At 59.1% G+C, this 23333-nt stretch carries 22 protein-coding genes, 1 tRNA gene and 1 riboswitch; of the genes, 14 read left to right on the top strand and 9 right to left on the bottom strand.

The window, feature by feature from the left end; translation table 11 throughout:
• Positions 1-222: 222 nt before the first annotated feature.
• Positions 223-320: riboswitch (guanidine-I (ykkC/yxkD leader) on the top strand.
• 68 nt (positions 321-388) lie between these two features.
• The 10 genes from ACN0X6_RS01205 (at position 389) to ACN0X6_RS01160 (ending at position 12083) form a co-directional block, all read left to right on the top strand.
• Positions 389-1456 carry a putative urea ABC transporter substrate-binding protein gene (locus ACN0X6_RS01205; protein ID WP_417701411.1) on the top strand — a complete coding sequence of 356 codons (1068 nt, stop codon included), beginning with the start codon at positions 389-391 and terminating at the stop codon, positions 1454-1456.
• 217 nt (positions 1457-1673) lie between these two features.
• Positions 1674-2402 (top strand): urea amidolyase associated protein UAAP1, encoded by a 729-nt coding sequence (locus tag ACN0X6_RS01200; RefSeq protein WP_417701409.1) that lies wholly within the window; start codon positions 1674-1676, stop codon positions 2400-2402.
• A gap of 10 nt (positions 2403-2412) precedes the next feature.
• Positions 2413-3048, top strand: coding sequence for an urea amidolyase associated protein UAAP2 (locus tag ACN0X6_RS01195; RefSeq protein ID WP_417701407.1), 636 nt, complete (start codon positions 2413-2415; stop codon positions 3046-3048).
• A 386-nt stretch (positions 3049-3434) separates the two neighbouring features.
• Positions 3435-7133 carry an urea carboxylase gene (gene uca / locus ACN0X6_RS01190; protein WP_417701405.1) on the top strand — a complete coding sequence of 1233 codons (3699 nt, stop codon included), beginning with the start codon at positions 3435-3437 and terminating at the stop codon, positions 7131-7133.
• 329 nt (positions 7134-7462) lie between these two features.
• Complete coding sequence (locus tag ACN0X6_RS01185) at positions 7463-8929, top strand: diguanylate cyclase domain-containing protein (protein ID WP_417701403.1); 1467 nt, start codon at positions 7463-7465, stop codon at positions 8927-8929.
• Positions 8929-9132 (top strand): cysteine-rich CWC family protein, encoded by a 204-nt coding sequence (locus ACN0X6_RS01180; RefSeq protein WP_417701401.1) that lies wholly within the window; start codon positions 8929-8931, stop codon positions 9130-9132. The genes ACN0X6_RS01185 and ACN0X6_RS01180 overlap by 1 nt, the downstream gene beginning before the upstream one ends.
• 3 nt (positions 9133-9135) lie before the next feature.
• Positions 9136-9828: a pseudouridine synthase gene (locus ACN0X6_RS01175; protein WP_417701399.1), complete on the top strand. Its 693-nt coding sequence runs from the start codon at positions 9136-9138 to the stop codon at positions 9826-9828.
• 394 nt (positions 9829-10222) lie between these two features.
• Complete coding sequence (locus tag ACN0X6_RS01170) at positions 10223-11110, top strand: alpha/beta fold hydrolase (protein ID WP_417701397.1); 888 nt, start codon at positions 10223-10225, stop codon at positions 11108-11110.
• 85 nt (positions 11111-11195) lie between these two features.
• Positions 11196-11269: transfer RNA gene (locus ACN0X6_RS01165), tRNA-Gly, on the top strand.
• 103 nt (positions 11270-11372) lie between these two features.
• Positions 11373-12083, top strand: coding sequence for a hypothetical protein (locus tag ACN0X6_RS01160; protein WP_417701395.1), 711 nt, complete (start codon positions 11373-11375; stop codon positions 12081-12083).
• Between the two features lie 281 nt (positions 12084-12364).
• Here ACN0X6_RS01160 and ACN0X6_RS01155 read toward each other — a convergent pair whose 3' ends face one another.
• Genes ACN0X6_RS01155 through ACN0X6_RS01145 form a run of 3 tightly spaced genes read right to left on the bottom strand, consistent with a single transcriptional unit; the run spans position 12365 to position 13129 of the window.
• On the bottom strand, positions 12365-12706 hold the full coding sequence (locus ACN0X6_RS01155) for a hypothetical protein (RefSeq protein WP_417701393.1): 342 nt from the start codon (positions 12704-12706) through the stop codon (positions 12365-12367).
• A complete protein-coding gene (locus ACN0X6_RS01150; protein ID WP_417701392.1) occupies positions 12699-12914 on the bottom strand; it encodes a hypothetical protein in 216 nt (71 codons plus the stop codon). Before ACN0X6_RS01150 ends, ACN0X6_RS01155 begins: the two co-directional genes overlap by 8 nt.
• Positions 12911-13129, bottom strand: coding sequence for a DNA-binding protein (locus tag ACN0X6_RS01145; protein ID WP_417701390.1), 219 nt, complete (start codon positions 13127-13129; stop codon positions 12911-12913). Before ACN0X6_RS01145 ends, ACN0X6_RS01150 begins: the two co-directional genes overlap by 4 nt.
• Positions 13130-13299: 170 nt before the next feature.
• On the opposite strand from ACN0X6_RS01145, the gene ACN0X6_RS01140 reads away from it, so the two are divergent.
• Complete coding sequence (locus tag ACN0X6_RS01140; RefSeq protein ID WP_417701389.1) at positions 13300-13539, top strand: DNA-binding protein; 240 nt, start codon at positions 13300-13302, stop codon at positions 13537-13539.
• Between the two features lie 419 nt (positions 13540-13958).
• Here ACN0X6_RS01140 and ACN0X6_RS01135 read toward each other — a convergent pair whose 3' ends face one another.
• The 4 genes from ACN0X6_RS01135 to ACN0X6_RS01120 all read right to left on the bottom strand — a co-directional run bounded on the left by ACN0X6_RS01135 (position 13959) and on the right by ACN0X6_RS01120 (position 18161).
• A complete protein-coding gene (locus ACN0X6_RS01135) occupies positions 13959-14750 on the bottom strand; it encodes a hypothetical protein (RefSeq protein ID WP_417701387.1) in 792 nt (263 codons plus the stop codon).
• Between the two features lie 45 nt (positions 14751-14795).
• Positions 14796-15344, bottom strand: a complete 549-nt coding sequence (locus ACN0X6_RS01130; protein ID WP_417701385.1) for a hypothetical protein — start codon at positions 15342-15344, stop codon at positions 14796-14798.
• 242 nt (positions 15345-15586) lie between these two features.
• Positions 15587-17185, bottom strand: coding sequence for a DUF6119 family protein (locus ACN0X6_RS01125; RefSeq protein WP_417701383.1), 1599 nt, complete (start codon positions 17183-17185; stop codon positions 15587-15589).
• Positions 17186-17534: 349 nt separating this feature from the next.
• Positions 17535-18161 carry a hypothetical protein gene (locus ACN0X6_RS01120; RefSeq protein ID WP_417701382.1) on the bottom strand — a complete coding sequence of 209 codons (627 nt, stop codon included), beginning with the start codon at positions 18159-18161 and terminating at the stop codon, positions 17535-17537.
• 368 nt (positions 18162-18529) lie between these two features.
• Here ACN0X6_RS01120 and ACN0X6_RS01115 point away from each other — a divergent pair, with 368 nt between their 5' ends.
• Positions 18530-19663: a mechanosensitive ion channel family protein gene (locus tag ACN0X6_RS01115; RefSeq protein ID WP_417701380.1), complete on the top strand. Its 1134-nt coding sequence runs from the start codon at positions 18530-18532 to the stop codon at positions 19661-19663.
• Positions 19664-19829: 166 nt separating this feature from the next.
• Positions 19830-20528, top strand: coding sequence for an endonuclease (locus ACN0X6_RS01110; protein ID WP_417701378.1), 699 nt, complete (start codon positions 19830-19832; stop codon positions 20526-20528).
• A gap of 322 nt (positions 20529-20850) precedes the next feature.
• Here ACN0X6_RS01110 and ACN0X6_RS01105 read toward each other — a convergent pair whose 3' ends face one another.
• Positions 20851-21048 (bottom strand): hypothetical protein, encoded by a 198-nt coding sequence (locus ACN0X6_RS01105; RefSeq protein WP_160020612.1) that lies wholly within the window; start codon positions 21046-21048, stop codon positions 20851-20853.
• Positions 21049-21121: 73 nt separating this feature from the next.
• On the opposite strand from ACN0X6_RS01105, the gene ACN0X6_RS01100 reads away from it, so the two are divergent.
• Complete coding sequence (locus ACN0X6_RS01100; protein WP_417701376.1) at positions 21122-22642, top strand: sigma-54-dependent transcriptional regulator; 1521 nt, start codon at positions 21122-21124, stop codon at positions 22640-22642.
• Positions 22643-22766: 124 nt separating this feature from the next.
• Here ACN0X6_RS01100 and sodC read toward each other — a convergent pair whose 3' ends face one another.
• On the bottom strand, positions 22767-23318 hold the full coding sequence (sodC, locus tag ACN0X6_RS01095; protein WP_417701375.1) for a superoxide dismutase [Cu-Zn] SodC: 552 nt from the start codon (positions 23316-23318) through the stop codon (positions 22767-22769).
• Between the last annotated feature and the right edge of the window lie 15 nt (positions 23319-23333).

Raw genomic sequence — 23333 nt, 5'->3', positions numbered from 1 at the left:
CATGCCACCGCCATAATGCCGCCAAGCTGCGATGCCACGGGCCGAATCGCCCCCGAACGGTGCAATGAACGCTACTCAGGCCCCATCAGGCAGCACGCAAACCGCAAACAGCATCGCCAGAGCGCCCAGCCACGGGCTTCGGCGAGCTGGCACGCTATTCGCTACTGCCTGAGTGTGCAGGTTTCAACCGGGTTTTCCCGGAATCGCGGCACCACAATTTGCGAAATGGATGACTAGGGTTCCGACTTGCCCGGCAAGTGCTGGTCCGAGAGTCATCGACCTCCAGTGAGGTTACACGGCGGGATAAAAGCCCGGGAGAACGCGCCTTTCGAACGATTCGAAACGTGCCGCGACTCCTGCCCGTACTCACCAAGACTGGAGGTTCCAAATGCGCAAGTACCGTCTGCTCTCCTTCGCCGCTGCCGGTCTGGCCGCGGTGCTCAGCTTCAGCGCTCACGCCGAGAAGAAAGACAGCTTCAGCGTCTGCTGGACGCTCTACGCCGGCTGGATGCCCTGGGGCCATGCCAGCACCTCCGGCATCATCGACAAATGGGCGAAGAAATACGGCATCGACATCGATGTCGTGCAACTCAACGACTACGTCGAATCCATCAACCAGTACAGCGTCGGCCAGTTCGACGGCTGCACCATGACCAACATGGACGCCCTGACCATCCCCGCCGCCGGTGGCGTGGACAGCACCGCGCTGATCGTCGGCGATTACTCCAATGGCAACGACGGCCTGCTGATCAAGGGCGAGGGCAAGACCCTGGCCGACATCAAAGGCATGCAGGTCAACCTGGTGGAGCTGTCGGTCTCCCACTACTTCCTCGCCCGAGCGCTGGAGTCGGCAGGCATGAGCGAGCGCGACGTGACGGTGGTGAACACCTCCGACGCCGACATCATCGCCGCCTATACCACCTCCAGCGTCCAGGCCGCCGCCACCTGGAACCCGATGCTCGCCGAGATTGTCGCCCAGCCCGGCAGCACCCAGGTGTTCGACTCCTCGAAGATCCCCGGTGAAATCCTCGACATGATGGTGGTCAACACCCAGACCCTGCAGGACAACCCGGACTTCGGCAAAGCCCTGGTCGGCGCCTGGTTCGAGATTCTCGAACTGATGCAGTCCGGCACGCCCGAAGCCACCGAAGCCCTGACCGAAATGGCCAAGGCCTCCGGCACCGACCTGGCCGGCTACCAGGCGCAACTGGCGACCACCAAGCTGTTCTACACGCCGAAGCAAACCCTGGACTTCGTCACCAGCCCGGCCCTGCCCGAGACCATGACCAAGGTCGCCAACTTCAGCTTCGAGCACGGCATCCTCGGCGAAGGCGCCCGCAGTGCCGACGCCATCGGCATGACCTTCGCGGGCGGCGTGAGCACCGGCGACAGCGCCAACATCAAGCTGCGCTTCGACCCGAGCTACATAGAAATGGCCGTCGACGGCAAGCTCTGACGGGCAACTCTAAAAACTACCTGCGTTGCCATCACTGCGTTAAAAACAGGCTCAAAATGCTCATTTACTACTCGTAAACTCCGCTTTTTCGCCTGCTTTTGCCTTGTGCTGACTGCCTCGCCAACGTTTTTAGAGCCGCCCTAAACCGAACGTATCGCAACGATGATCAGGCGCCCCTGGCGGCGCCTGACGACCAGGCTTTGATCCCGAGGTACCCATGACCACTGCCCTTACCCTGCGCCCGACTTTGTACGAAGAGACCGTACCTGGTGGCGGCCACACCTCCTTCATCCTCAAGCGCGGCCAGCTGCTGCGCATCACCGATATCGAAGGCGGCGCCAACGTCAGCCTGCTGCTGTTCAACGCCCTTGAGAAGAGCGAGCGCCTCAACCTGCCCGATACCTTGAAATGCCAGCACACCGCCAAGCTCACCGCCGGCCACTGCCTGTACTCGGACATGGGCAAGGTGCTGGCGGCGATCACCGCCGATACCTGCGGCTGGCACGACAGCTTCGGCGGCGTGCTGAATGCCGATGAAGTGCTGGAGAAATACGGCCAGGGCCGCTACCAGGAACTGCGCAACGGCTTCTTCCGCAACGGCATGGACAACCTGCTGGTGGAAATGGGCAAGTGGGACCTGAACCTGCTCGACCTGCTGATGAACCTCAACCTGTTCAGCCGCGTGGACGTCGACGCCGATGGCGCCTTCCGCTTCCAGCCCGACAACAGCACAGCCGGCGACTACATCGAGCTGTACGCGCCGATGGACTGCCTGGTGGTGCTCACCGCCCTGCAGCACCCGATGGACCCCAACCCGCAGTACGCACCCAAGCCGGTGCAGCTTCGCTTCAGTCAGGTCGACAGCGACGGCATCACCGTGCTCTGCCGCACCTCGCGCCCGGAGAACGGCCGGGGCTTCCACAACACCGAACGCCAGTACATTTGAGGATGCCGACATGAGCCTGACCGCAAGCCACCTGCATCCCGAAACCGCCGTGTTCCGCCACACCATCCCGGCGGGCGAACCCTACCTGTTCGAGGTCAAGGCCGGGCAGACCCTGCGCCTGCATGACCTCGAAGGCAACCAGGCGATCGACACCCTGTTCTTCGCCGCGAAAAACCCGCGCGAGCGCTTCGACCCGCAGCGCACCCTGCGCAGGCAGAACAACGTCTACCTGACCACCGGCACGGTGCTCTACTCCAACCTCGGCAACCCGCTGCTGACCATCGTCGCCGACACCTGCGGTCGCCACGACACCCTCGGCGGCGCCTGCGCGCAGGAGAGCAACACCGTGCGCTACGCGCTGGACAAACGCTACATGCACAGCTGCCGCGACAACTTCCTGCGCGCCAGCCTGCACGACGGCCGCCTGAGCAAGCGCGACATCGGCGCCAACATCAACTTCTTCATGAACGTGCCGGTAACGCCCGAAGGCGGCCTGACCTTCGAGGACGGCATCTCCGCGCCCGGCAAATACGTGGAGCTGCGCGCCGAGACCGACGTCATCGTGCTGATCTCCAACTGCCCGCAGCTGAACAACCCGTGCAACGGCTGGAACCCGACGCCAGCCGAGGTGCTGGTCTGGAACTGACGTAGGGCGGGTGAAACCCGCCAAGGCCCGGCGGGTTTCACCCGCCCTACGCTGAGCATTTCCCGTAGGAGCGGCTTCAGCCGCGATACCCGTAGGGTGGATGTCGCTTTCTACATCCACCGGCTCAGCCGGTTCGCGGTTAAAGCCTCCTGCATAGGCAACACGCGACACCCGAATTTTCACCACGGACGACCGTGGCACATGACGAATGACGGCGGGACGGCCCGCCACCTTATACGAGGCAGGAGCAAAGCGTCGCGAGCGAACATCAGGCAAGGCGGCAGCCAGTGAGAAAGCGGAGTTTGCTGGAGCAAATGAGCATTTCGCACTGGCGGCCAACGCAGCATGGTGGAGCGCAGCAGCTTTGAACTGTCTCGGGAGCGGATATGTTCGAGAAACTGTTGATCGCCAACCGTGGCGCCATCGCCTGTCGCATCCTGCGCACCCTGCGTGAACTGAACGTCGGCGGCGTGGCCCTGTACTCCGAAGCCGACGCCGCCAGCCTGCATATCCAGCAGGCCGCTGAAGCCTTCTCCCTCGGCGACGGCCCGGCCGCGCAGACCTATCTTGTTGTGGAGAAAATTCTCGACGTCGCCAGACGCAGCGGCGCCTGGGCCATCCACCCCGGCTACGGTTTTCTCTCCGAAAACGCGGCCTTCGCCGAAGCCTGCGAAGCCGCCGGCATCGCCTTCGTCGGCCCGACGCCGGAACAGCTGCGCGTGTTCGGCCTCAAGCACACCGCCCGCGCCCTGGCCAAACAACATGGCGTGCCGATGCTCGAAGGCACCGAGCTGCTGGAAAACCTCGATGCCGCGCTGATCGCCGGCGAACAGGTCGGCTACCCGGTGATGCTGAAAAGCACCGCTGGCGGTGGCGGCATCGGCATGCGCGTCTGCCATTCGGCGGCCGAACTGAGCGACGCCTTCGAGGCGGTCAAACGCCTGGGGCAGAACAACTTCAGCGACAGCGGCGTGTTCATCGAGAAATACATCCAGCGCGCCCGCCACCTGGAAGTGCAAGTGTTCGGTGACGGCCAGGGCGAGGTGCTCGCCCTCGGCGTGCGCGACTGCTCGGTACAGCGGCGCAACCAGAAGGTGCTGGAAGAAACACCGGCACCGAACCTGCCGGCCGGCATGGCCGATGAGCTGTGCGCAGCGGCGATCAAGCTGGCCAAAGCGGTGAATTACCGCAGCGCCGGTACCGTCGAGTTCGTCTACGACAGCATCGCGGAGCGCTTCTACTTCCTCGAAGTGAACACCCGCCTGCAGGTCGAACACGGCGTCACCGAACAGGTGTGGGGCGTCGACCTGGTGCGCTGGATGATCGAGCTGGCAGCCGGTGACCTGGCACCGCTGAGCGAACTCGCCAACGGCCTGAAGCCCAGCGGCCATGCCATCCAGGCGCGGCTGTACGCCGAAGACCCGGGCCGCGACTTTCAGCCCAGCCCCGGCCTGCTGACTGCCGTGCAGTTTCCGGAAGCCGATGGCAAGGCGCTGCGCGTCGACACCTGGGTCGAAGCCGGCTGCGAGATTCCGCCCTACTTCGACCCGATGATCGCCAAGCTGATCACCTGGGCGCCGACCCGCGAACAGGCCAGTGCGGCGCTGGACAAAGCCCTGGCCGACTCCGTGCTGTACGGCGTGGAATGCAACCGCGACTACCTGCGCCAGATCCTCACCGACGCGCCCTTCGCCAGCGGTCATCCCTGGACGCGCTGCCTGGAAAATCTCGTCTACCAGGCGACCACCTTCGAGGTGCTCAGCGCCGGCACCCAGACCAGCGTGCAGGACGTCCCCGGCCGCCTCGGCTACTGGGCGGTCGGCGTACCACCATCCGGCCCGATGGACGACCGTGCCCTGCGCCTGGGCAACCGCCTGCTCGGTAACGACGAAGGCGCCGCCGGCCTGGAAGTCACCATGAGCGGGCCCACACTGCGCTTCAACTGCGACGCCGTGGTGGCCGTCACCGGCGCCGAGATTCCACTGAGCATCGATGGCGTGGAACAGCCGATGAACACCGCGCTGCTGATCGCAGCCGGCAGTACCCTGACCCTCGGCACGATCAATGGCGCCGGCGCACGCAGCTACCTGAGCATTCGCGGCGGTATCCAGGTGCCGGACTACCTGGGCAGCAAGAGCACCTTCACCCTCGGCCAGTTCGGCGGCCACGGCGGTCGTGCCCTGCGTGCCGGCGACGTGCTGCACCTGCTGCCGCTCACCAACCGCGAGGCCGGCGCACAACTGCCCGCCGAACTCTGCCCGGCCCTGCCGGCCGTGCGCGAATTGCGGGTGATCTACGGCCCCCACGGCGCGCCGGAATACTTCAGCGAGCGCTACATCGACACCTTCCTCGCCACCGACTGGGAAGTGCACTTCAACTCCAGCCGCACCGGCGTGCGCCTGATCGGCCCGAAACCGGAATGGGTGCGCGACAGCGGCGGCGAAGCCGGCCTGCACCCGTCCAACATCCACGACAACCCCTACGCCATCGGCGCGGTGGATTTCACCGGCGACATGCCGGTGATCCTCGGCCCGGACGGCCCCAGCCTGGGCGGCTTCGTCTGCCTGGTGACCATCATCGAGGCCGACCTGTGGCAGCTCGGCCAGCTCAAAGCGGGTGACAAGGTGCGCTTCGTGCCGGTGGATATCGTCACCGCGCGGGCGTTGGCACAACGCAATGCATGCGAATACGCAGAACTCTGTAGGAGCGAATTTATTCGCGATGCAGGCAACACCGAAATCGCGGATAAATCCGCTCCTACAGGTGCGACCGTAGCCCGGATGCAATCCGGGGAAAACACAGCAACGAACAGCCCCCGGATTTCATCCGGGCTACAAAGCCCCATCGTTCTCGACCTCGGCACCGACGACACCCGCCTGGTCGCACGCCTCTCCGGTGACACCCACCTGCTGCTGGAAATCGGTGCGCCAGAACTCGACCTGGTGCTGCGCTTTCGTGGCCACGCGTTGATGCAGGCGCTGCAGGCCAAGCAGCTCGATGGCGTGATCGACCTGACACCGGGCATTCGCTCGCTGCAAGTGCACTACCAACCGGAAACCCTGCCGTTGCATGCGCTGCTCGACATCGTCGCCGGCGAGTGGGATGCCGTCTGCGCCGCACGCGACCTAAAGGTGCCGTCGCGTATCGTCCATCTGCCGCTGTCCTGGGACGATCCGGCCTGCCAGCTGGCCATCGACAAGTACATGACCACCGTGCGCAAGGACGCCCCCTGGTGCCCGAGCAACCTGGAGTTCATCCGCCGCATCAACGACCTGCCGAACCTCGACGAGGTGTACCGCACGGTGTTCGACGCCAGCTACCTGGTCATGGGCCTGGGCGACGTCTACCTCGGCGCGCCGGTGGCCACCCCGCTCGACCCGCGCCATCGCCTGGTCACCACCAAGTACAACCCGGCGCGCACCTGGACGGCGGAAAACTCGGTCGGTATCGGCGGCGCCTATATGTGCGTGTACGGCATGGAAGGCCCCGGCGGCTACCAGTTCGTCGGCCGCACCCTGCAGATGTGGAACCGCTACCGCGCGGTCGAGGCCTTCGACGGCAAGCCCTGGCTGCTGCGTTTCTTCGACCAGATCCGTTTCTACCCGGTGAGTGCCGACGAACTGCTGCGCATCCGCCGCGACTTCCCGCTCGGCCGCTACCCGCTGCGCATCGAACAGAGCGAACTGGCCCTGGCCGACTACCAGCAGTTTCTCGATGACGAGGCCGATGGCATAGCCGCCTTCCGCCAGCAGCAGCGCGCCGCCTTCGATGCCGAGCGCCAGCGCTGGATCGACAGCGGCCAGGCCCACTTCGAGGTCGAGGAAGTGGCCGCCGAACTCGGCGATGACGCCCCGCTGGCAGCCGGCCAACACGCCATCGAAAGCCATATCGCCGGCAACCTCTGGCAGGTGCAGGTCGAAGCCGGCGCGCAGGTGCAGGCTGGCGATGTGCTGGTGATCCTCGAGTCGATGAAGATGGAAATCCCACTCACCGCCCCGATGGCCGGCACCGTGCGCGAAGTGCGTGTGCAGCCGGGTTCACCCGTGCGCGCCGGGCAGCGCGTGGTGGTGCTGGAAGAAGCCTGAAAAGCTCGCCGCACAAGCGCCTCCCACGAGTCGCGCAGGCTGCTTGTGGGAGTCAGCCAGCACTCCGTAGGAGCGGCTTCAGCCGCGATTTAGGCAAACGCCCAATCCCTGTGGGAGGGGCTTTAGCCGCGACCGCCTCATGCCCCACCGCAATACCGGCAACCCCAATCGCGGATAAATCCGCTCCTACAACCCCGTGGCCCGGATGTAATCCGGGCACCTCACCCAGCATTCGCAACCGATAAACAGCGCCGATCATGATCACAACTGGCGCTTAGCCCGCCCAGCACGCTAGCATCGCGCCTCTGGCCCCGCTCCCGGATTCACCCATGTCCCTGCGCCCCAAACGGCACACGCAAACCTCGTTGGTGTTACTGCTCCTGTTCCTGCTCGGCAGCGGCTTTCTCACGACTTCGCTGCTGAGCTACTACGCCTCGCGCGATTCGATCCGCGACCACATCATCAACACCGAGCTGCCGCTGACCTCCGACACCGTCTATTCGGAAATCCAGAAGGACCTGGTGCGCCCCATCCTCATCTCCTCGATGATGGCCCGCGATACCTTCCTGCGTGACTGGGTGCTGGCCGGCGAGCAGGACAACGGGCAGATGACCCGCTACCTGCGCGAAGTGCAGGAGCATTACGGCGCCTTCACCAGCTTCTTCGTCTCCGACAGGACCAGCACCTACTACCAGGCCAAGGGCGTGCTCAAGCAGGTCAAGCCGGACGAGCCGCGCGACGTCTGGTACTACCGCGTGCGCGGCCTCGAGGAGCCTTACGAGATCAACGTCGACGTCGACATGGCCAACGCCGACCGCCTGACCATCTTCATCAACTACAAGGTGCTCGACTACGACGGCAGCTTCATCGGCGCCACCGGCGTCGGCCTGGCCGTCGATGCTGTGGTCAAGCTGATCGACGAGTACCAGGCGCGCTACGAACGCAGCGTCTACTTCGTCGACACCAGCGGGCGCATCACCCTCACCGGCGCCCAGGGCGGGCCGATGGGCGCCCAGGTCGGCGATTCGCTGGCCGACGTGCCCGGCCTCGACGGCCTGATGGCCAAACTGCCCACGCCACAGAGCGGCCAGTTCGAATACCAGGAGCAGGGCCGCGAGCACTTCCTCAACGTGCGCTACATCCCCGAACTGGACTGGTACCTGTTCGTCGACAAGCAGGACAAGGCCCTGGCCGGCATCCGCCAGGGGCTCTACATCAACCTGCTGCTGTGCCTGCTGGTCACCGCCATCGTGCTGACCCTGGTGAGCCTGGCGCTTCGTCGCTACCAGCAGCGCATCGCCGCCCTGGCCACCACCGACAGCCTCACCGACCTGCCCAACCGTCGCGGCTTCGACATCCTCGCCGAACAGGCGCTGCAGGAAGCCCAGCGCGACAGCAGCCCGCTGTGCGCCGTGCTGCTGGACCTGGACAACTTCAAGCTGATCAACGACGAACACGGGCACCTCGCCGGCGACCAGGTGTTGCACGACTTCGCCCAGCAACTGCGCAGCACGCTGCGCCAGTCCGACATTCTCTGCCGCTGGGGCGGCGAGGAATTCATCCTGCTGCTGAAGAACACCGACCGCCAGGCCGCCCATGACCTGGCCGAGAAACTGCGCCAGCAATGCGCCGAACAACGCCACGAAGTCGAAGGCCAGAGCCTGCAGGTCACCGTCAGCCTGGGCCTCAGCCAGTGGCAAGCCGGCGAGAGCCTGCACACCCTGCTCGGCCGCACCGACCGCGCGCTGTACCGCGCCAAGCAGGCCGGGCGCGACCGCGTGTGCGTCGATCTCTGATGGACACTCGACACTGCCCGCTGTGCGGCAAGAGCAACCAGTGCGGCGTCGCTGCCGGGCGTGACGAGCCCTGCTGGTGCTTCGACGCGCAGATCGACCCGGCCGCGCTGCAGCGCCTGACGCCCGAGCAACGTGATCAGGCCTGCCTGTGCCCGGCCTGCGCGGGTGCGCTGAAAGCCACTGAGCCCCGCGAGCGCGATTGAGCCATGCGCCTGGACCGCTTCCTCAGCAACTTCCCCCGCTTCAGCCGCCAGGACAGCCGCCTGCTGATCAGTGCAGGGCGCCTGCGTGTGGACGGCGCGGTCGTTCACGACCCGCGCCATGAGGTGCGCGACTTCCAGCGCGTCGAGCTGGACGACGAACTGCTGCAGGCCGGACGCAGCGCGCGCTACTGGATGCTGCACAAGCCGGTCGGCGTGGTCAGCGCCACCGAGCACAACGAACACCGCACCGTGCTCGACCTGCTCGACGAGCCGGACAAGCACGACCTGCACCTGGCCGGGCGCCTCGATCTGAACACCAGCGGCCTGCTGCTGATCACCAACGACGGGCGCTGGTCGCGGCGCATCACCCAGCCGCAGCAGCGCAAACCCAAGGTCTACCACGTCAGCACCGAGCAGCCGATCACCGCCGAATACGCCGAGGTGTTCGCCCAAGGCCTGTACTTCGCCTTCGAAGACCTCACCACCCTGCCCGCCCAGCTCGAGGTACTGAGCAGCCACCAAGCCCGGCTGACCCTGTTCGAAGGTCGCTACCACCAGGTCAAGCGCATGTTCGGCCACTTCCGCAATCGCGTCGTCGCCCTGCACCGCGAAAGCATGGGCGAAATCGTCCTCGATCCGCAGCTCGCCCCCGGCCAATACCGCCCGCTGACCGATGCGGAAATCGCCAGCGTTTGATCGTCATCCGGCGCCTGAATCTGACTACCCGACCAACGGCAGCGCCAATCGGCTACAAAGATGTGACTCACCCTTGCGTGGCTGCAAGGTAACTGCTTGAATCGAACCACAAGTCTTGAGATGACCAACCGGTCACTACGAGACAGCTAAGTGTTCTTTCAGTTGCTGGCGCCCTGCGCCGACTGGATTCCTGCCTGGTAACACCGCCCTCTCCAAGGCCCTGAAAACGCCTGGAGCGCACGCCTGTTTCGATCCTAACTGCTTGAAATTCCAATACTTATAAAAATCTCCAGCCTGACATCATGCTGTCACGCTCAGGCGCTTTTCTGACTGCTCAATCAAATGCGAACGGCCGCCCGCTCGCCTTGACACACTTGCGCCAGGAGAAAACGACATGAGGCCAGAAACCGCAGTCGTCGAGATCAACAGGAAGCACAAGGTTCACACGGAGTTCTACGGCAACCCGGCAGCAAGCAAGACCATCATCCTGGTCAATGGCTCTCTGGCGACCACCGCTTCGTTCACGCAAACGGTCAAGTACCTGCAGCCGCAGTTCAACGTGGTGGCCTTCGACCTGCCCTATGCCGGCCAGTCGAAACCGCACAACAGCGACTTCACGCCCATCACCAAGGAAGACGAAGCGGCGATCCTGCTCAAGCTGATCGACCACTACGGCGCCAACTACCTGATGTCCTTCTCCTGGGGCGGCGTCGCCTCCCTGCTCGCCATGGCCCAACGCCCGGCGACCCTGGAAAAGGCCGCCATCTGCTCCTTCTCGCCGATCCTCAACGTGCCGATGCTCGACTACCTGCACAAGGGCCTGCGCTTCCTCGGTTCGGTAGACCGCGACAACATCGCCCTGCTGGTCAACAGCACCATCGGCAAGCACCTGCCGTCGCTGTTCAAGCGCTTCAACCACAAGCACGTCAGCACCCTCGACGAACACGAGTACCGGCAGATGTACGCGCACATCAAGCAGGTGCTGAACATGGAGGCGAACTGCGGCAGGGAATGCCTGCAGGCCATCGACATTCCGCTGATATTCGTCAACGGCGACCGCGACGAATACACCTCGGTGGAAGACGCCTGCCTGTTCGCCCAGCACATCGACCACGCCCAGTTCGCCGTGATCCACGACGCCGGCCACTTCCTCGACATGGAACACAAGGCTGCCTGGCTGCAAACGCAACGCGTGCTGCTGGACTTCTTCAACGCCCCCGGCAAGCGCCTGCAACTGCCGACACGCGGCGAGCTGCAGGAACTGCAGGCCATGGCCATATGAACCGTCCCGGAGGCGAACCGGCTGCACGACCAGCGCCGGTTCGCCCTTCATTTCCCCGCCGAGTTCCGGTATAAAGGCACCCGCTGCGGGTGTCGTATAATGGTAATACCCTAGCTTCCCAAGCTAGAGCCGTGGGTTCGATTCCCATCACCCGCTCCAGACAGCCAAGCAAAAGCCCCGTCATCACTGACGGGGCTTTTTCGTTTCGACCTCTGCGCATAGCAATAAGAGGCTTTGCCGTGATGGTATCAAGGACTGATAAGTGATCGAACGTACAAAAATCGTGGCATATGAAAAGGATCGTGACATCACGAAACTGCTTACGGCCTGGGTCGACGCGGTGTTGCGCTACCAGGGTCTTTTTCCACGTGATAACTGCTGGTGGTACAACGAAAGGGCGACGTTGAGCAGTCTCGCCGGCGCAGCCTGGAGTCTGCCAAACTGGGTGGCGCTGGAGGAATTCAGCACGCAGAAACGCGGCAAAATCCCGGATGGCGAGATGGATGAGGGTGAATTACGCCCTGGTCGTTGCGATCTGTTCATCTCAAACAGAAACAGATCCTATGCAATCGAGGCCAAACAGGCCTGGCAGCGTATTGGCCAAAGCGGATCGGGAACCAAAGCCATGCATCATGCCCAGCGAGCGGCGTGGTACGACTGTTGGCACCTGAAGGATGAGGCAGACCGCCGATTCGCCGCTACATTCGTCGTGCCGACCATTACCCTGAATGAAGCCAAGGGCGAGTTGGGCAGGGGCCAAATCTGTGCCAAAACAGTCTCCGAACGGGTAGCGGCCTGGCTGGTGAAATGCAACGGTTTTTCTAGTCGCCATAACCGCCGAACCTCCTATGCCTGGGTTTTTCCGAAGCTTGGCAAGGACTACTCCAACGACTGTCATCATTTCCCTGGCGTCGTATTGATCCTGGAAGAAATGCTCAGCCACACCAAGAAGCCATCCGCCCCCAAACGCTGACTGAAACCTACTTCCAGATGCTTTGTATTTCCGCTTGGCGGTAGCTCTTTTTCTAAGACAGCCAAGAAAAAGCCCCGTCATCACTGACGGGGCTTTTTCGTTTCTGGCGTTTGCAAGGGCTCGACCGCAAGGGTTTGGGCCGGGAAAGAGAGCGCTTTGCGATCAGGTAAAAAGGGGCTGGAGAGGAAAACAACTCTGTCACCTGTTCTCGTGGCGGTTTCCACCTCAGGGTCTTGCCGACATAGCCCGCTGCAGTGGCAACATCGAGCTGGATACCTGGCTTAGCGGTGGTTGCACTCCCCGTCCCTGATCTGGCCCTGGAACAGCTGCGTTAGCGGCAGGCAGCCCAGCGCCTTGCCGGTTGCGTGACGATCACGAACGACCCGGATGGTGTTGATGCTGTCGAAGTAGACCTCCAGCGGCAGGTCTTCGCTGCCATCGAACGGCATGATCAGGAAGTAGCCGTGCTCGAACACACCCGGCACCGGCAGCACCACACCCACGATGTGATAGCAGCACCAGAGCATTTCGTTGTCGTCGTCCCAGCGCAGTTCCATGAGCACGGTCTGGCCGATAAAGCCAATAGCGGTAACGGGGTCGAACACCAGGGCAGGCTTAGACATCGGCGTAGTCCCCCGCGCTGAACAGGGTCTTGCCCTTCTCCAGATCGGCGCGCAGGCGGGCGAGATTGACCATGCGCCAGTCGGCCAGCGGCATGCTCGGGATGGTCTGGCTGTCTACCCAGTTGATGACCTCTTCGACCGTCACGCCGCTGAGTTCGGCGAAGGTCTTCACGCTGTACAGGTCGAGGCTTTCGTCTGCTTTGCTCATAGCGTCCATTCCTGTTCAAGCAGTTGTTGATGCAGCAAGGCCACGTTGACCATGGTGCGCTTGCCTACCTTGCGTGACGGCAGGTAGTTACGTTCGATCCAGGTGCGTAACACGATGGGTTCGTCGCCCATGCCGATCCACTCGGCGAACTTCTGCCACGGCATCAAGGGCGGGGCACCGTGCAGCTTTTGCGGGTCGAGACCTTCCGTATCCATAAGCTTTGTTCCACTATGTTCGGCAATTTTCGGAATGCTTGGGTTGGCATCCAAGTCAATAATTACCTCAGGTCAATTATTGACTCGACACTTTTGTCGCGTCAATAGTTACCCCCAGCAAGGCAGTTGCTTTTTTCTATATGGAAAGCTCAGCAGATAGAGCACGCTTATTGATCAAGACGGTCGGCCCCAAGAAGCTGAGCCAGATGAGCGATACGGATCACAGCCGTTGGCTGAACGTGAGCAAGGGAGCTGTGCGGGTGAGCACGGAAGAAGTCGACGTGTTGGTAGGGCTTTACCCCCAATACGCCCTATGGCTGGCCAGCGGGAAGACTGCGCCAGAGATCGGCCAGACCAGCCCAGCCCACGACGAAGCCAACCGAAACTTGAGCCAACCCAACGCGGGATAGCGATCACTCAGAAAACAGCTAGGCGCTGGTATGCCCGTAAGGAAAAGAATCAGAGCAAGTAATCAAGGAATGATCAGAGAACGATTGATAGCCGTATGGGACAGAAAGAAGCTCTCAGCCCCTAAGCTTGAGAAGCTGACTGGCATAGACCGCAGCAGCTGGTATCACCTGAGAAACGGAAAGCGGCGCGCCAACGAGCAGGACATCGAGGCCATCGTGCAGATGTTTCCCCAATACGCCTTCTGGATCGCGAGCGGGCAAATAGCGCCAGAGATTGGCCAGACTAGCCCAGACTACGACGAAGCCAACCGAAACTTGAGCCAACCAAGCGCGGGATAGCGATCACCCAGGAAGCAGCTAGGCGCTGGTATGCCCGACCACAAGGAGCCAAGTGCAAGTGAAGCAATTCGTGTAGCGCTTTAGAAGGGGCTGAGGTCTTGGCGACCTCGCTTGCTAATTTTCCTAAATATACGGCCGACTCGATATCTAACAGAGCTAATTTTGAACCAAGCCTCTGACCATTTTCGACTAAGAGGCATGTTTAGTTGCCTATATTCATGTCTGATACCTAGCAACATTCTAAGATACGGATCGTCAATCGACTCTTCTATTGCCTCGCATGCCTGCTCATTAATCCGTTTGAGAGAAAGGTATTGGCTTTTTACCTTCCCAGGAGAGAGAAGCCTCATTTTCTCCCAGTTATCAACTATTACTGGACTGAAAAAAGAGAGATTTTCAGTTACATGATTGAGCAGACGATTGAAGCGAGTAGAAAACTCCTCATCGTCCAAATGAAAAACCGGCGACTGGTAGTTTACAAACCCAGCAAATGAATTACTTTGCTTTTCCCGCTCGAACGTGTAATACGCATCTCTAACTTTCTCACGAAAATTACACCTATCTTCCTCAGTACTTAACGACTCGGGAATATATATATTGTACCCGTAAGTTTGCTCAATCCAATGCGCATTACCATATTCATTCACAGCCCGCTCCAGATCTTTATCCTCAGATTCAAAGGGCTTTTCAATTGATTTTCTATAATGAAACAGGAGCAAGTCAGATGCATCATGGTACACCTTATCGTACGCCCGCAACCTTTCGCTCTTCTTGTTAAGCCTTGACTGCCTAATAGCAAACAGAAGACTTAAAGATGAAACCGCCAAGCTTCCCAGAGATATGTATATTGCAATTTGCGACTTTTCCAACATAACACCTCCAATACATCTAAAACTTGAACGATCAACTATAGACAACTAAACAACCTCTACATCTGCCACCTTCGCAACAAAAATTTTCAACTGATTATAGAGCACCCTGGATAAAGCAAGCTGATCAGTATATGCATCAACCACATCCAAACAGTCTTCTTCAAAATCCGATTCTATTCGCTTCAACTCTGTGCGGTACAACTCAAGCTTTGCTGTAAGAGACGCCCCCATCAGGACTGAATATACGTTTACAGCATGATTTATCTGTGCCTCAAGTTTCAAGTACAGCTTCACATCTTCAACGCGCTTATCCTCGGAGTAAATACTATTAATCACACCCTCAATTTGACTTATTGTTTTTGATAGAGTATCAAGCAAATCCAATAAAACAGCTTTATTAACATCCCAAACCCTAAGTCTTCTCTGACGACCAACAGAGTCTATATGTATATATGTTGCAACGCATGTTGCTGCAGCTATAACAATATTAGTAACTATCGCAACATCAAATTTTACATCAAGAACAGCAATCACCGAGACCAGCATAAGCGCTAAAAAAAGCCCAATTATTGCACCTAAAAAAAACTTAAACACACCCCCCCCCAAGCATCTCAAAAGCACTCACCAAAGAAATAGCACCGTTACAACCATCAAAACCAGACCGACCCTCAAAGGAAAAGGACAGATTTATTTTTAGACCAGTGACGCCGTCACCATAAATAAACCTGCTCCCTTTTCCTATAGATAAATCCGTCCCCTTTTTTCTTGGTATACCCGGAAAGCGCTAGAGAAAAATCAAAAAACCCAACAAGTCTAATACTTAATTAATCATTAAGTCAGACGACATGTTTAGACAAATATATTCTCGGCTCCATATGATAATGCCGGACCCGTTTTGCCCATGAGTCGAGCGCCAAAAGAAAAAGAATAGATTTAAAATCCACTATCGAATCAATGTCATCCTTCGTAATAACCCAAAGAGCTACCGACTTTAAGCCCATACCCTCCCGCACCACTTTATTTTTTATCAGTTCAAGAGCAGCCTTAGATTGCTCAATATTAAATATCAACTCAGGGGCTTCCGATGAAATCTTAACAGAAACAATTTCTTCATCTTTGTAAAGATCAGCCACCTCAACCTTATATTTTTTTCTCGCAGGACTTAGAGAGGGTATTTGCTCAAGCTCCCTGTCTAGCAAAACATACCCCTGCTCCAAACTCATCTTTTCATTAAAATAATACTCCCTATAGGTAATATTATTTAAAACCGGCTCCCCCTCCTGCATCTTGAGCTTCTTTTCCGCCTGCCAAGCCAGGAACTCTTTTTCAACCAGATCCTCCCTACGTACAAAATCAATACTTTCGAGAGAGCGCTTTAGATAATCCAAAAAAACCTGATTGAACTTATACCACTCCCCACTATTGAGAAAATAGTGAGCACCTTGATACTCAACATTAAAGTCAAGTACCTCCTTAATCTCCTTAACAAACCAGCCAGCGCCGTCAACCCTAAACCGCACCTTAACCAAATTTATATCTTGAATATCATCATGCGCCAACAGAAACTCTTGGACGTCCTCAATATTGAGAGAATCGCCAAGCACTGCGTGCTTATGAGCAGTACCATTTTCTAATCGGCTAAATATCTCATAACTGTAATTCGAAAAATTAAAACAAATATTTACGCCATGAACATTAAACTCCTCAACAGCGACTTGAGCATTCAACTCTTTAACTGAGGACAGCATTTCACCATCAAGATAAGAGATTAAATCTAAATCCTTTACCTGCTCAAGCTTTGGAAGATTAATTACATGATCACCAACCAGGGCCTCATCTATATAACCAAAGACTTCAACAAGCTGATCAGGCGACTTAGATATATCCAACTGAATTGAGTCAGCACAAATAATATTTCTACCGCCCCAGATATCCTTATTCGCAGCCTTTAACTTAAGGTGATCCACAGACTCACCAGACTCATAATTATCTTTAACGAAATCAGTATAAGAGGATATATCTTGCCTTTTTGAACCAGAAAAATACCTACTCTTCTTTAACAGTATCGTATCTTCATCAGCCATTCTAATTGCCAAATCAATACCAAAATCCAACTCTATAAACTTATTCAAATAAAAATGCGACTTACCCAAGCTGACTATATACACAACCTCTGGATTCTCTGAATTAGTACAAATCAGTAAACCAAAGTGAAAAATATTTTTGGGAACAGGAATGTCATCATTAAAGAATGAATTATAAACCTTCCACCACCAAACCTCATTACCTTCAACACCCTCCGAAAAATAAAACTTTAAATCATACTGATCTATAGTCTTTGTCTTCTGCTCCCTCAGACCAACCCTAGCAAGCTTATCTAGCAATTCATCCAACTTCCCTGGCTTAAGCTTATATATATTGTAAGCATTACTCATTGGTATCCATCCCGATTAACGAACCAACAACCAGAAGTGCTACTATTTCCCAATGCCTAAAAACAACACCGGCAAGTTTCACCGTGATAGCCAAACGCCCCCCTCACCCTCAGAACTGTCTAGCTACCGTGTCGAAAAAGTGTCGAAATCACTGCAAGATATAGCGAAAAAGGAAAAAAGGGGACAGATTTATTTTTAGACCAGTGACGCTGTACCGTAGATAGATCTGTCCCCTTTTCCAAGTGAAGCAATGGTAACGCCTCAAACACCGGCTTGGTGAAATTGGCAGCTTTTTGGGAAAAATAAAGGTGGCAGTTTTACCAAGCCCGAGCAATTTGACTTGTTACATTTATTCGCGCATCTGATCTTTTGGTTTTTCCGCCTGCTCTTGCTCAGACGTTTTTAATGAACTTTTAAATATTTCTCTTATTGCCTCGTTTACATCAAGAGGCTTTACCTTAGATTGAACCGGCTTTTCAGTGGAGCTATATAACAATGGAAGTTCAGCCAACAGAATTGGCGTTAATTGATTTAGAGTTGTAATCTGAGCCTGCACCATTTGCTCACCACTTATTGCACCGTTCATATACATTTGACAGGTGTAATAGGAATTAGCCAAAAACATTTGAACCACTTGGGAACGTTTATTTAGCACCGAGTTTCCGCTGCTAGAACCTATCAAGAGACCCAGAGCTATATTTCCTTGAGTGGTGGCATCGGCTGAACCTGACGCATTAATAACATTGGCCAAATCTAGCCCAACTTCAGCTGGTGCTTCAGCACAAAAGCGCTGATTAAAAAAATTCACCAATACAACTCTACGCTCAGGAGTGAGGGCCAACGTACCAATATTCTCTCGCTTAGTCCAAAGACTTGGCCCTAATTTATCTTCAATTACCGGATCATTCATTTTTGGTGTAAATAATGAACACCCAGAAATCAGGGTAATAAAAAATGCAATAATTAGATATTTCATGATGGCACTCTCCTTGTTGGTTTGAACATGTAACGCCGCGCCCTGCGGAAAATTTGGAGCGGAGCGGAAAAGCGACAGTGCATAGACCAGACAAAGCAACGTGATGGCTAGACGCTAGTAGTAAGACTAAAAGCTGTCCAGACGACGTGTCGAAAAAGTGTCGAAGACACTGCAAGGGATAGCGGAAAAATGCTGTAGCTGATGGGCTGCAAGGCCAGTAAAGCCGGGCGTTGCGGATCACTGCACCTGGCTGGAAAGGGTTCGATTCCCCTTCTCTCAACTAACCAAAACCGCTCACCCTTTCCCCGGAACTTCTGCCCCCCAACGCCACCAGAACCCTATACGTCTTTTTCTGGAGGCCCCTGGCGATGGAACAGTGGACTATCTGGCTCGAGCGCGATCTCTGGCTCAACGCGGCGATCGTGGTGGTCGCCACGGCGCTGATCTACAGCGTGCTGCGCACCCTGGTGAATACGCTGCACAAGCGGCTCAAGACCTGGTCGAAGGATCAGGACGGCAGCTGGCAGCACTTCGTCGCCATGGTCATCGGCCGCACCAGCCGCGCGCTGCTGCTGGCCTTTTCCCTGTTGCTGGCGTTGCGTCTGCCGGAGCTGCCCGGCAGTTGGCAGAGCGCGCTGAGCCATACCTGGTTCGTTGCCCTGGCCCTGCAGGTGGCGCTATGGGTCGATACCGGCGTGCGCCTGTGGTCGCGCAGCCTGGTGATGGGCAAGAACGGCGGCAGTTACAACCCGGTGATGACCACCATCATCAGCATCATGATCCTGATCGTGGTGTGGTCGGTGATGCTGTTGTCGATCCTGGCCAATCTGGGGGTGGATATCACCGCGCTGGTGGCCAGCCTGGGGGTCGGCGGTATCGCCGTGGCGCTGGCGGTGCAGACGGTGCTCAGCGATGTGTTCGCCTCGCTGTCGATTGGCGTCGACAAGCCGTTCGAGATCGGTGACTTCGTGGTGTTCGGCGAGGTGGCCGGGACCATCGAGCATATCGGTCTGAAGACCACGCGCATTCGCAGCCTCAGCGGTGAGCAGGTGGTGTGCGCCAACGCAGACCTGCTGCGCCAGGTCGTGCACAACTACAAGCGCATGGACACGCGCCGTATCGTCTTCAAGTTCGGTATCAACTACGACACGCCAAGCGACAAGGTGCGCCAGGTATCGGAGAAGGTCGGCGATATCATCCGCGCCACGCCCAAGACCCGCTTCGACCGCGCGCATTTTCTCGGTTTCGATGAAAGCCAGCTGACCTTCGAGGTGGTCTATATCGTGCTCACGTCGGATTACAACCAGTACATGGACATCCAGCAGGAGATCAACCTGCAGTTGCTCGATGCCCTGCGCGAGCTGGATGTGCGCTTCGCCCTGCCCCGCCGCGATCTGCGCCTGGTGGGCGAGAGGATGCCGGTGCTCAAGGTCGCCGGCCTGCCGCAACCGACCCAGAGCGAGGGCAACGACTCGGATCAGCGCTTGCCGAGGTTCAGCTGATTGCAAGGGCGGGAGGTCGCCAGTGCTGCTTGCAGGCTGACGACCTGAGCAGCAGTCCATGTACCAACCAGCCCGCAATCAAGGCCTCTAGCCATCACGCAAGCATTTGAAAAACCTGAACTTTCCATCTTCACATCGACAGCGGTGACGGCTACTCTGCCGCCCCATGATTCGATGCCTACTGCCCCTGCTCTGCTGTTTCACAGCCCTTTCCCTGCACGCCGCACCCGCCACTTTCGCCGAGGCCAAGCGCCTGGCCTGGCCGCTGTATGAGCAGCAATCCACCGAGTTCTATTGCGGCTGCAAGTACAGCGGCAATCGGGTCGATCTGCGCTCCTGTGGTTACACGCCACGCAAGAACGCCAATCGCGCCCAGCGCATCGAGTGGGAACATATCGTCCCGGCCTGGGTGATCGGCCATCAGCGCCAGTGCTGGCAGAAAGGCGGGCGCAAGCACTGCGCGGCCAACGATGCGCAGTTCCGCAAGGCCGAGGCCGACCTGCACAACCTGGTGCCGAGCATCGGCGAGGTGAATGGCGACCGCAGCAACTACGCCTTCGCCTGGCTGCCGCAGAAGCCGCATCAATATGGCAAGTGCGAAACGGTGGTGGACTTCAAAGCACGCAAGGTGATGCCGCGCCCGGCCATTCGCGGGATGATCGCGCGCACCTATTTCTACATGGCCGACCGCTACAAGCTGCGCCTGTCGAAGCAGGACCGGCAGCTCTACGAAGCCTGGAGCAAGGCCTACCCGGCCAAGGCCTGGGAGCGGCAGCGCAACCAGCAGGTAGCCTGCGTGATGGGCTGGGGCAATCCTTATGTGGGCAAGGTGGATATGAGCCGCTGTGCGCGCAAGCGTGCGTAGGGCGCGACACACCAGTGCGTAGGGCGGACTCAGGAGCGAAGCGAACAGTCCGCCGAGCCATGCCGAGTCCGGCACTACAACCCACGCGCAATACCCCCCAACGGCGTACTGCTTCGCGACGACTGCATGGATGCAGGAGGTAGAGCGACGCAGGAAGCCAAAGCCGAGTACGCCCTACTCGCTGCGGGCGCAAGCGCGCTTGAGTCGCAGGATACCAAGGGGCGCGGCTGAAGCCCCTCCCACAGATGCGGGAGACTTGTGGGAGGGGCTTTAGCCGCGACAGCTTTGGCATGTTCCAAACAGTCCCCGGATTGCATCCGGGCTACGCCAACCGCTGCAACTCGCGGCGCACCATGTTGGCGAACTCCGGCGGGCTGAGCTGGTACAGCTCCTGCGCCACCCAGGGCAGCCAGCGCCCTTGCAGCTCGTTCCTGCGCGCCAGCAGGCGCTGCGCCTCGGCTTCGGCGCGGGCCTGGTGCTCGCGGTGATAGTCGGCGCGGCTCGGTTTTTCTGTACTCACGCGGTTGCCCTTTTCCTCATATCGGGCGGAGCAGGCATAATCGCCGCCTGTTCGCCCATTTCGACCGTCATCAATGCGCATCCACGTCAGTTTCATCGACCGCGTCGGCATCACCCAGGAAGTCCTGGCGCTGCTGGGCGGGCGCAATCTGAACCTCGATGCGGTGGAGATGGTACCGCCAAACGTCTATATCGACGCACCGACGCTGAGCGCGGCGGTGCTCGAGGAGCTGCGCGGCGCACTGTTGCAGGTGCATGGCGTGCAGAGCGTCGAGGTGGTGGACATTCTGCCCGGCCAGCGTCGCCGCCTGCAGCTCGATGCGCTGCTGGCGGCCATGCCCGACCCGGTGCTGGCGGTGGATGACCGCGCCACCGTGCTGCTGGCCAACCCGGCGCTGGTGGATATCTGTGGCCGCACGCCCGAAGGCCTGAGCATCGCCGCGCTGTTCGCCGATGATGCGCTGCAGCAATCGCTGCTTGCCGCCGGTTTTCATCAGCCGCTGCGCGAGGTGCATTTCGCCGGCCAGCCGCTGCTGCTCGATGCCCAACCGATCACCGAGGACGGTCGCCTGACCGGCGGCCTGCTCACCCTTTATGCACCGAGCCGCATGGGCCAGCGTCTGGCCGCGCTGCATCATGATCATGCCGAGGGCTTCGACTCGCTGCTTGGCGAGTCCGCGCCGATCCGCGCGCTCAAGGCCCGCGCGCTGCGTGTGGCATCGCTCGATGCGCCGCTGCTGATCCACGGCGAAACCGGCACCGGCAAGGAGCTGGTGGCACGCGCCTGCCATACCGTCAGCGTGCGCCGCACTGCGCCGTTCCTGGCACTGAACTGTGCCGCCCTGCCGGAGAACCTGGCCGAGAGCGAGCTGTTCGGCTACGCCCCCGGCGCCTTTACCGGTGCTCAGCGTGGCGGCAAGCCGGGGCTGCTGGAGCTGGCCAACCAGGGCACGGTGTTTCTCGACGAGATCGGCGAGATGTCGCCCTATCTGCAGGCCAAGCTGCTGCGTTTTCTCAGCGATGGCAGCTTCCGCCGCGTCGGTGGCGACCGCGAGGTGAAGGTGGACGTGCGCATCCTCAGCGCCACCCACCGCGACCTGGAAAAGATGGTCGCTGAAGGCAGCTTCCGTGAGGACCTGTTCTACCGCCTCAACGTGCTCAACCTGGAAGTGCCGCCGCTGCGCGAGCGTGGCCAGGACATTCTGCTGCTGGCCCAGCACTTCATGGCCCAGGCCTGCGCGCAGATCCAGCGCCTGCCCTGCCGCCTGGCGCCGGCCACCTTCCCGGCGCTGCTGGCCGGACGCTGGCCGGGCAACGTGCGCCAGTTGCAGAACGTGATCTTCCGCGCCGCCGCGATCTGCGACAGCAACTGGGTGGAGATGGACGACCTGGATATCGCCGGCACCGAAGTGGCGCCGAAGGTGCAAGGTGAAGTCGCCAGCCTGGAGCAGGCCATGGACGAGTACGAGAAGGCGCTGCTGGCAAAGCTCTACGACAGCCACCCGTCCAGCCGTCAGTTGGCCACCCGCCTCGGCACCTCGCACACCGCCATCGCCAAGCGCCTGCGCAAGTACGGGATACCGGGCAAGCACTGACGCACTCGCCCTGCGGGGTGGGTTAGGCGCCTGTGTTTAAAAGCGGAGGATGCGCAGGTCCCGGTGCGCCGTAACCCACCATCGGCGCAACGCGGACGATCGCCCGGTGGGTTCTCGGCGCGGATCAGATCGGCGTGGTGCTGGTCGGCACCTTGATCACCCCGCACGCCACACGCGCCCCGCCGCCGCCCAGAGGTTGCGGGTGGTCGGCGTGGTTGTCGCCGCCGGCATGAATCATCAGCGAACGGTTATGCAGGTCTTGCAGGCGCTTGAGTCGCGGTGCCAGCACCGGCTGGCTGGCGTTGCCATCCTCGGTGACGAGCAACGCTGGCAGGTCGCCGAGGTGGGCATCGTCCTCCCAGGGGAAACCGTGGCGCCCGGCTTTTTCCGGGTCCCAGTGACCGCCTGCCGCGCCGGCCGGTGTCAGCTTGCCGTCCACTTCGGCCACGTTGCAGTTGGCCTCGGTGTGCACGTGAAAGCCATGCACGCCCGGCTCCAGCCCCTGCAGATTCGGCGTGAAGACCAGTCCATAGGGCGACTGGCTGATGATCACGCTGCCAACAGGCGCGCCTGTGCCGTTTGCGCTGGCCTGTTCGAGGGTCACGGTGACGGTCTCGCTGGCTTGCAGGCTGGTGGCGCCGAGCAGCGCGAATGCCAGGGGAATCAGGGGTCTCATGGTCGATCTAGCTCC

The sequence above is a fragment of the Pseudomonas sp. genome, assembly GCF_048269965.1.
GTDB lineage: Bacteria > Pseudomonadota > Gammaproteobacteria > Pseudomonadales > Pseudomonadaceae > Aquipseudomonas.
The sequence above is the reverse complement of the archived record's forward strand: the minus strand, read 5'-3'. Positions and strand labels throughout refer to the sequence as shown.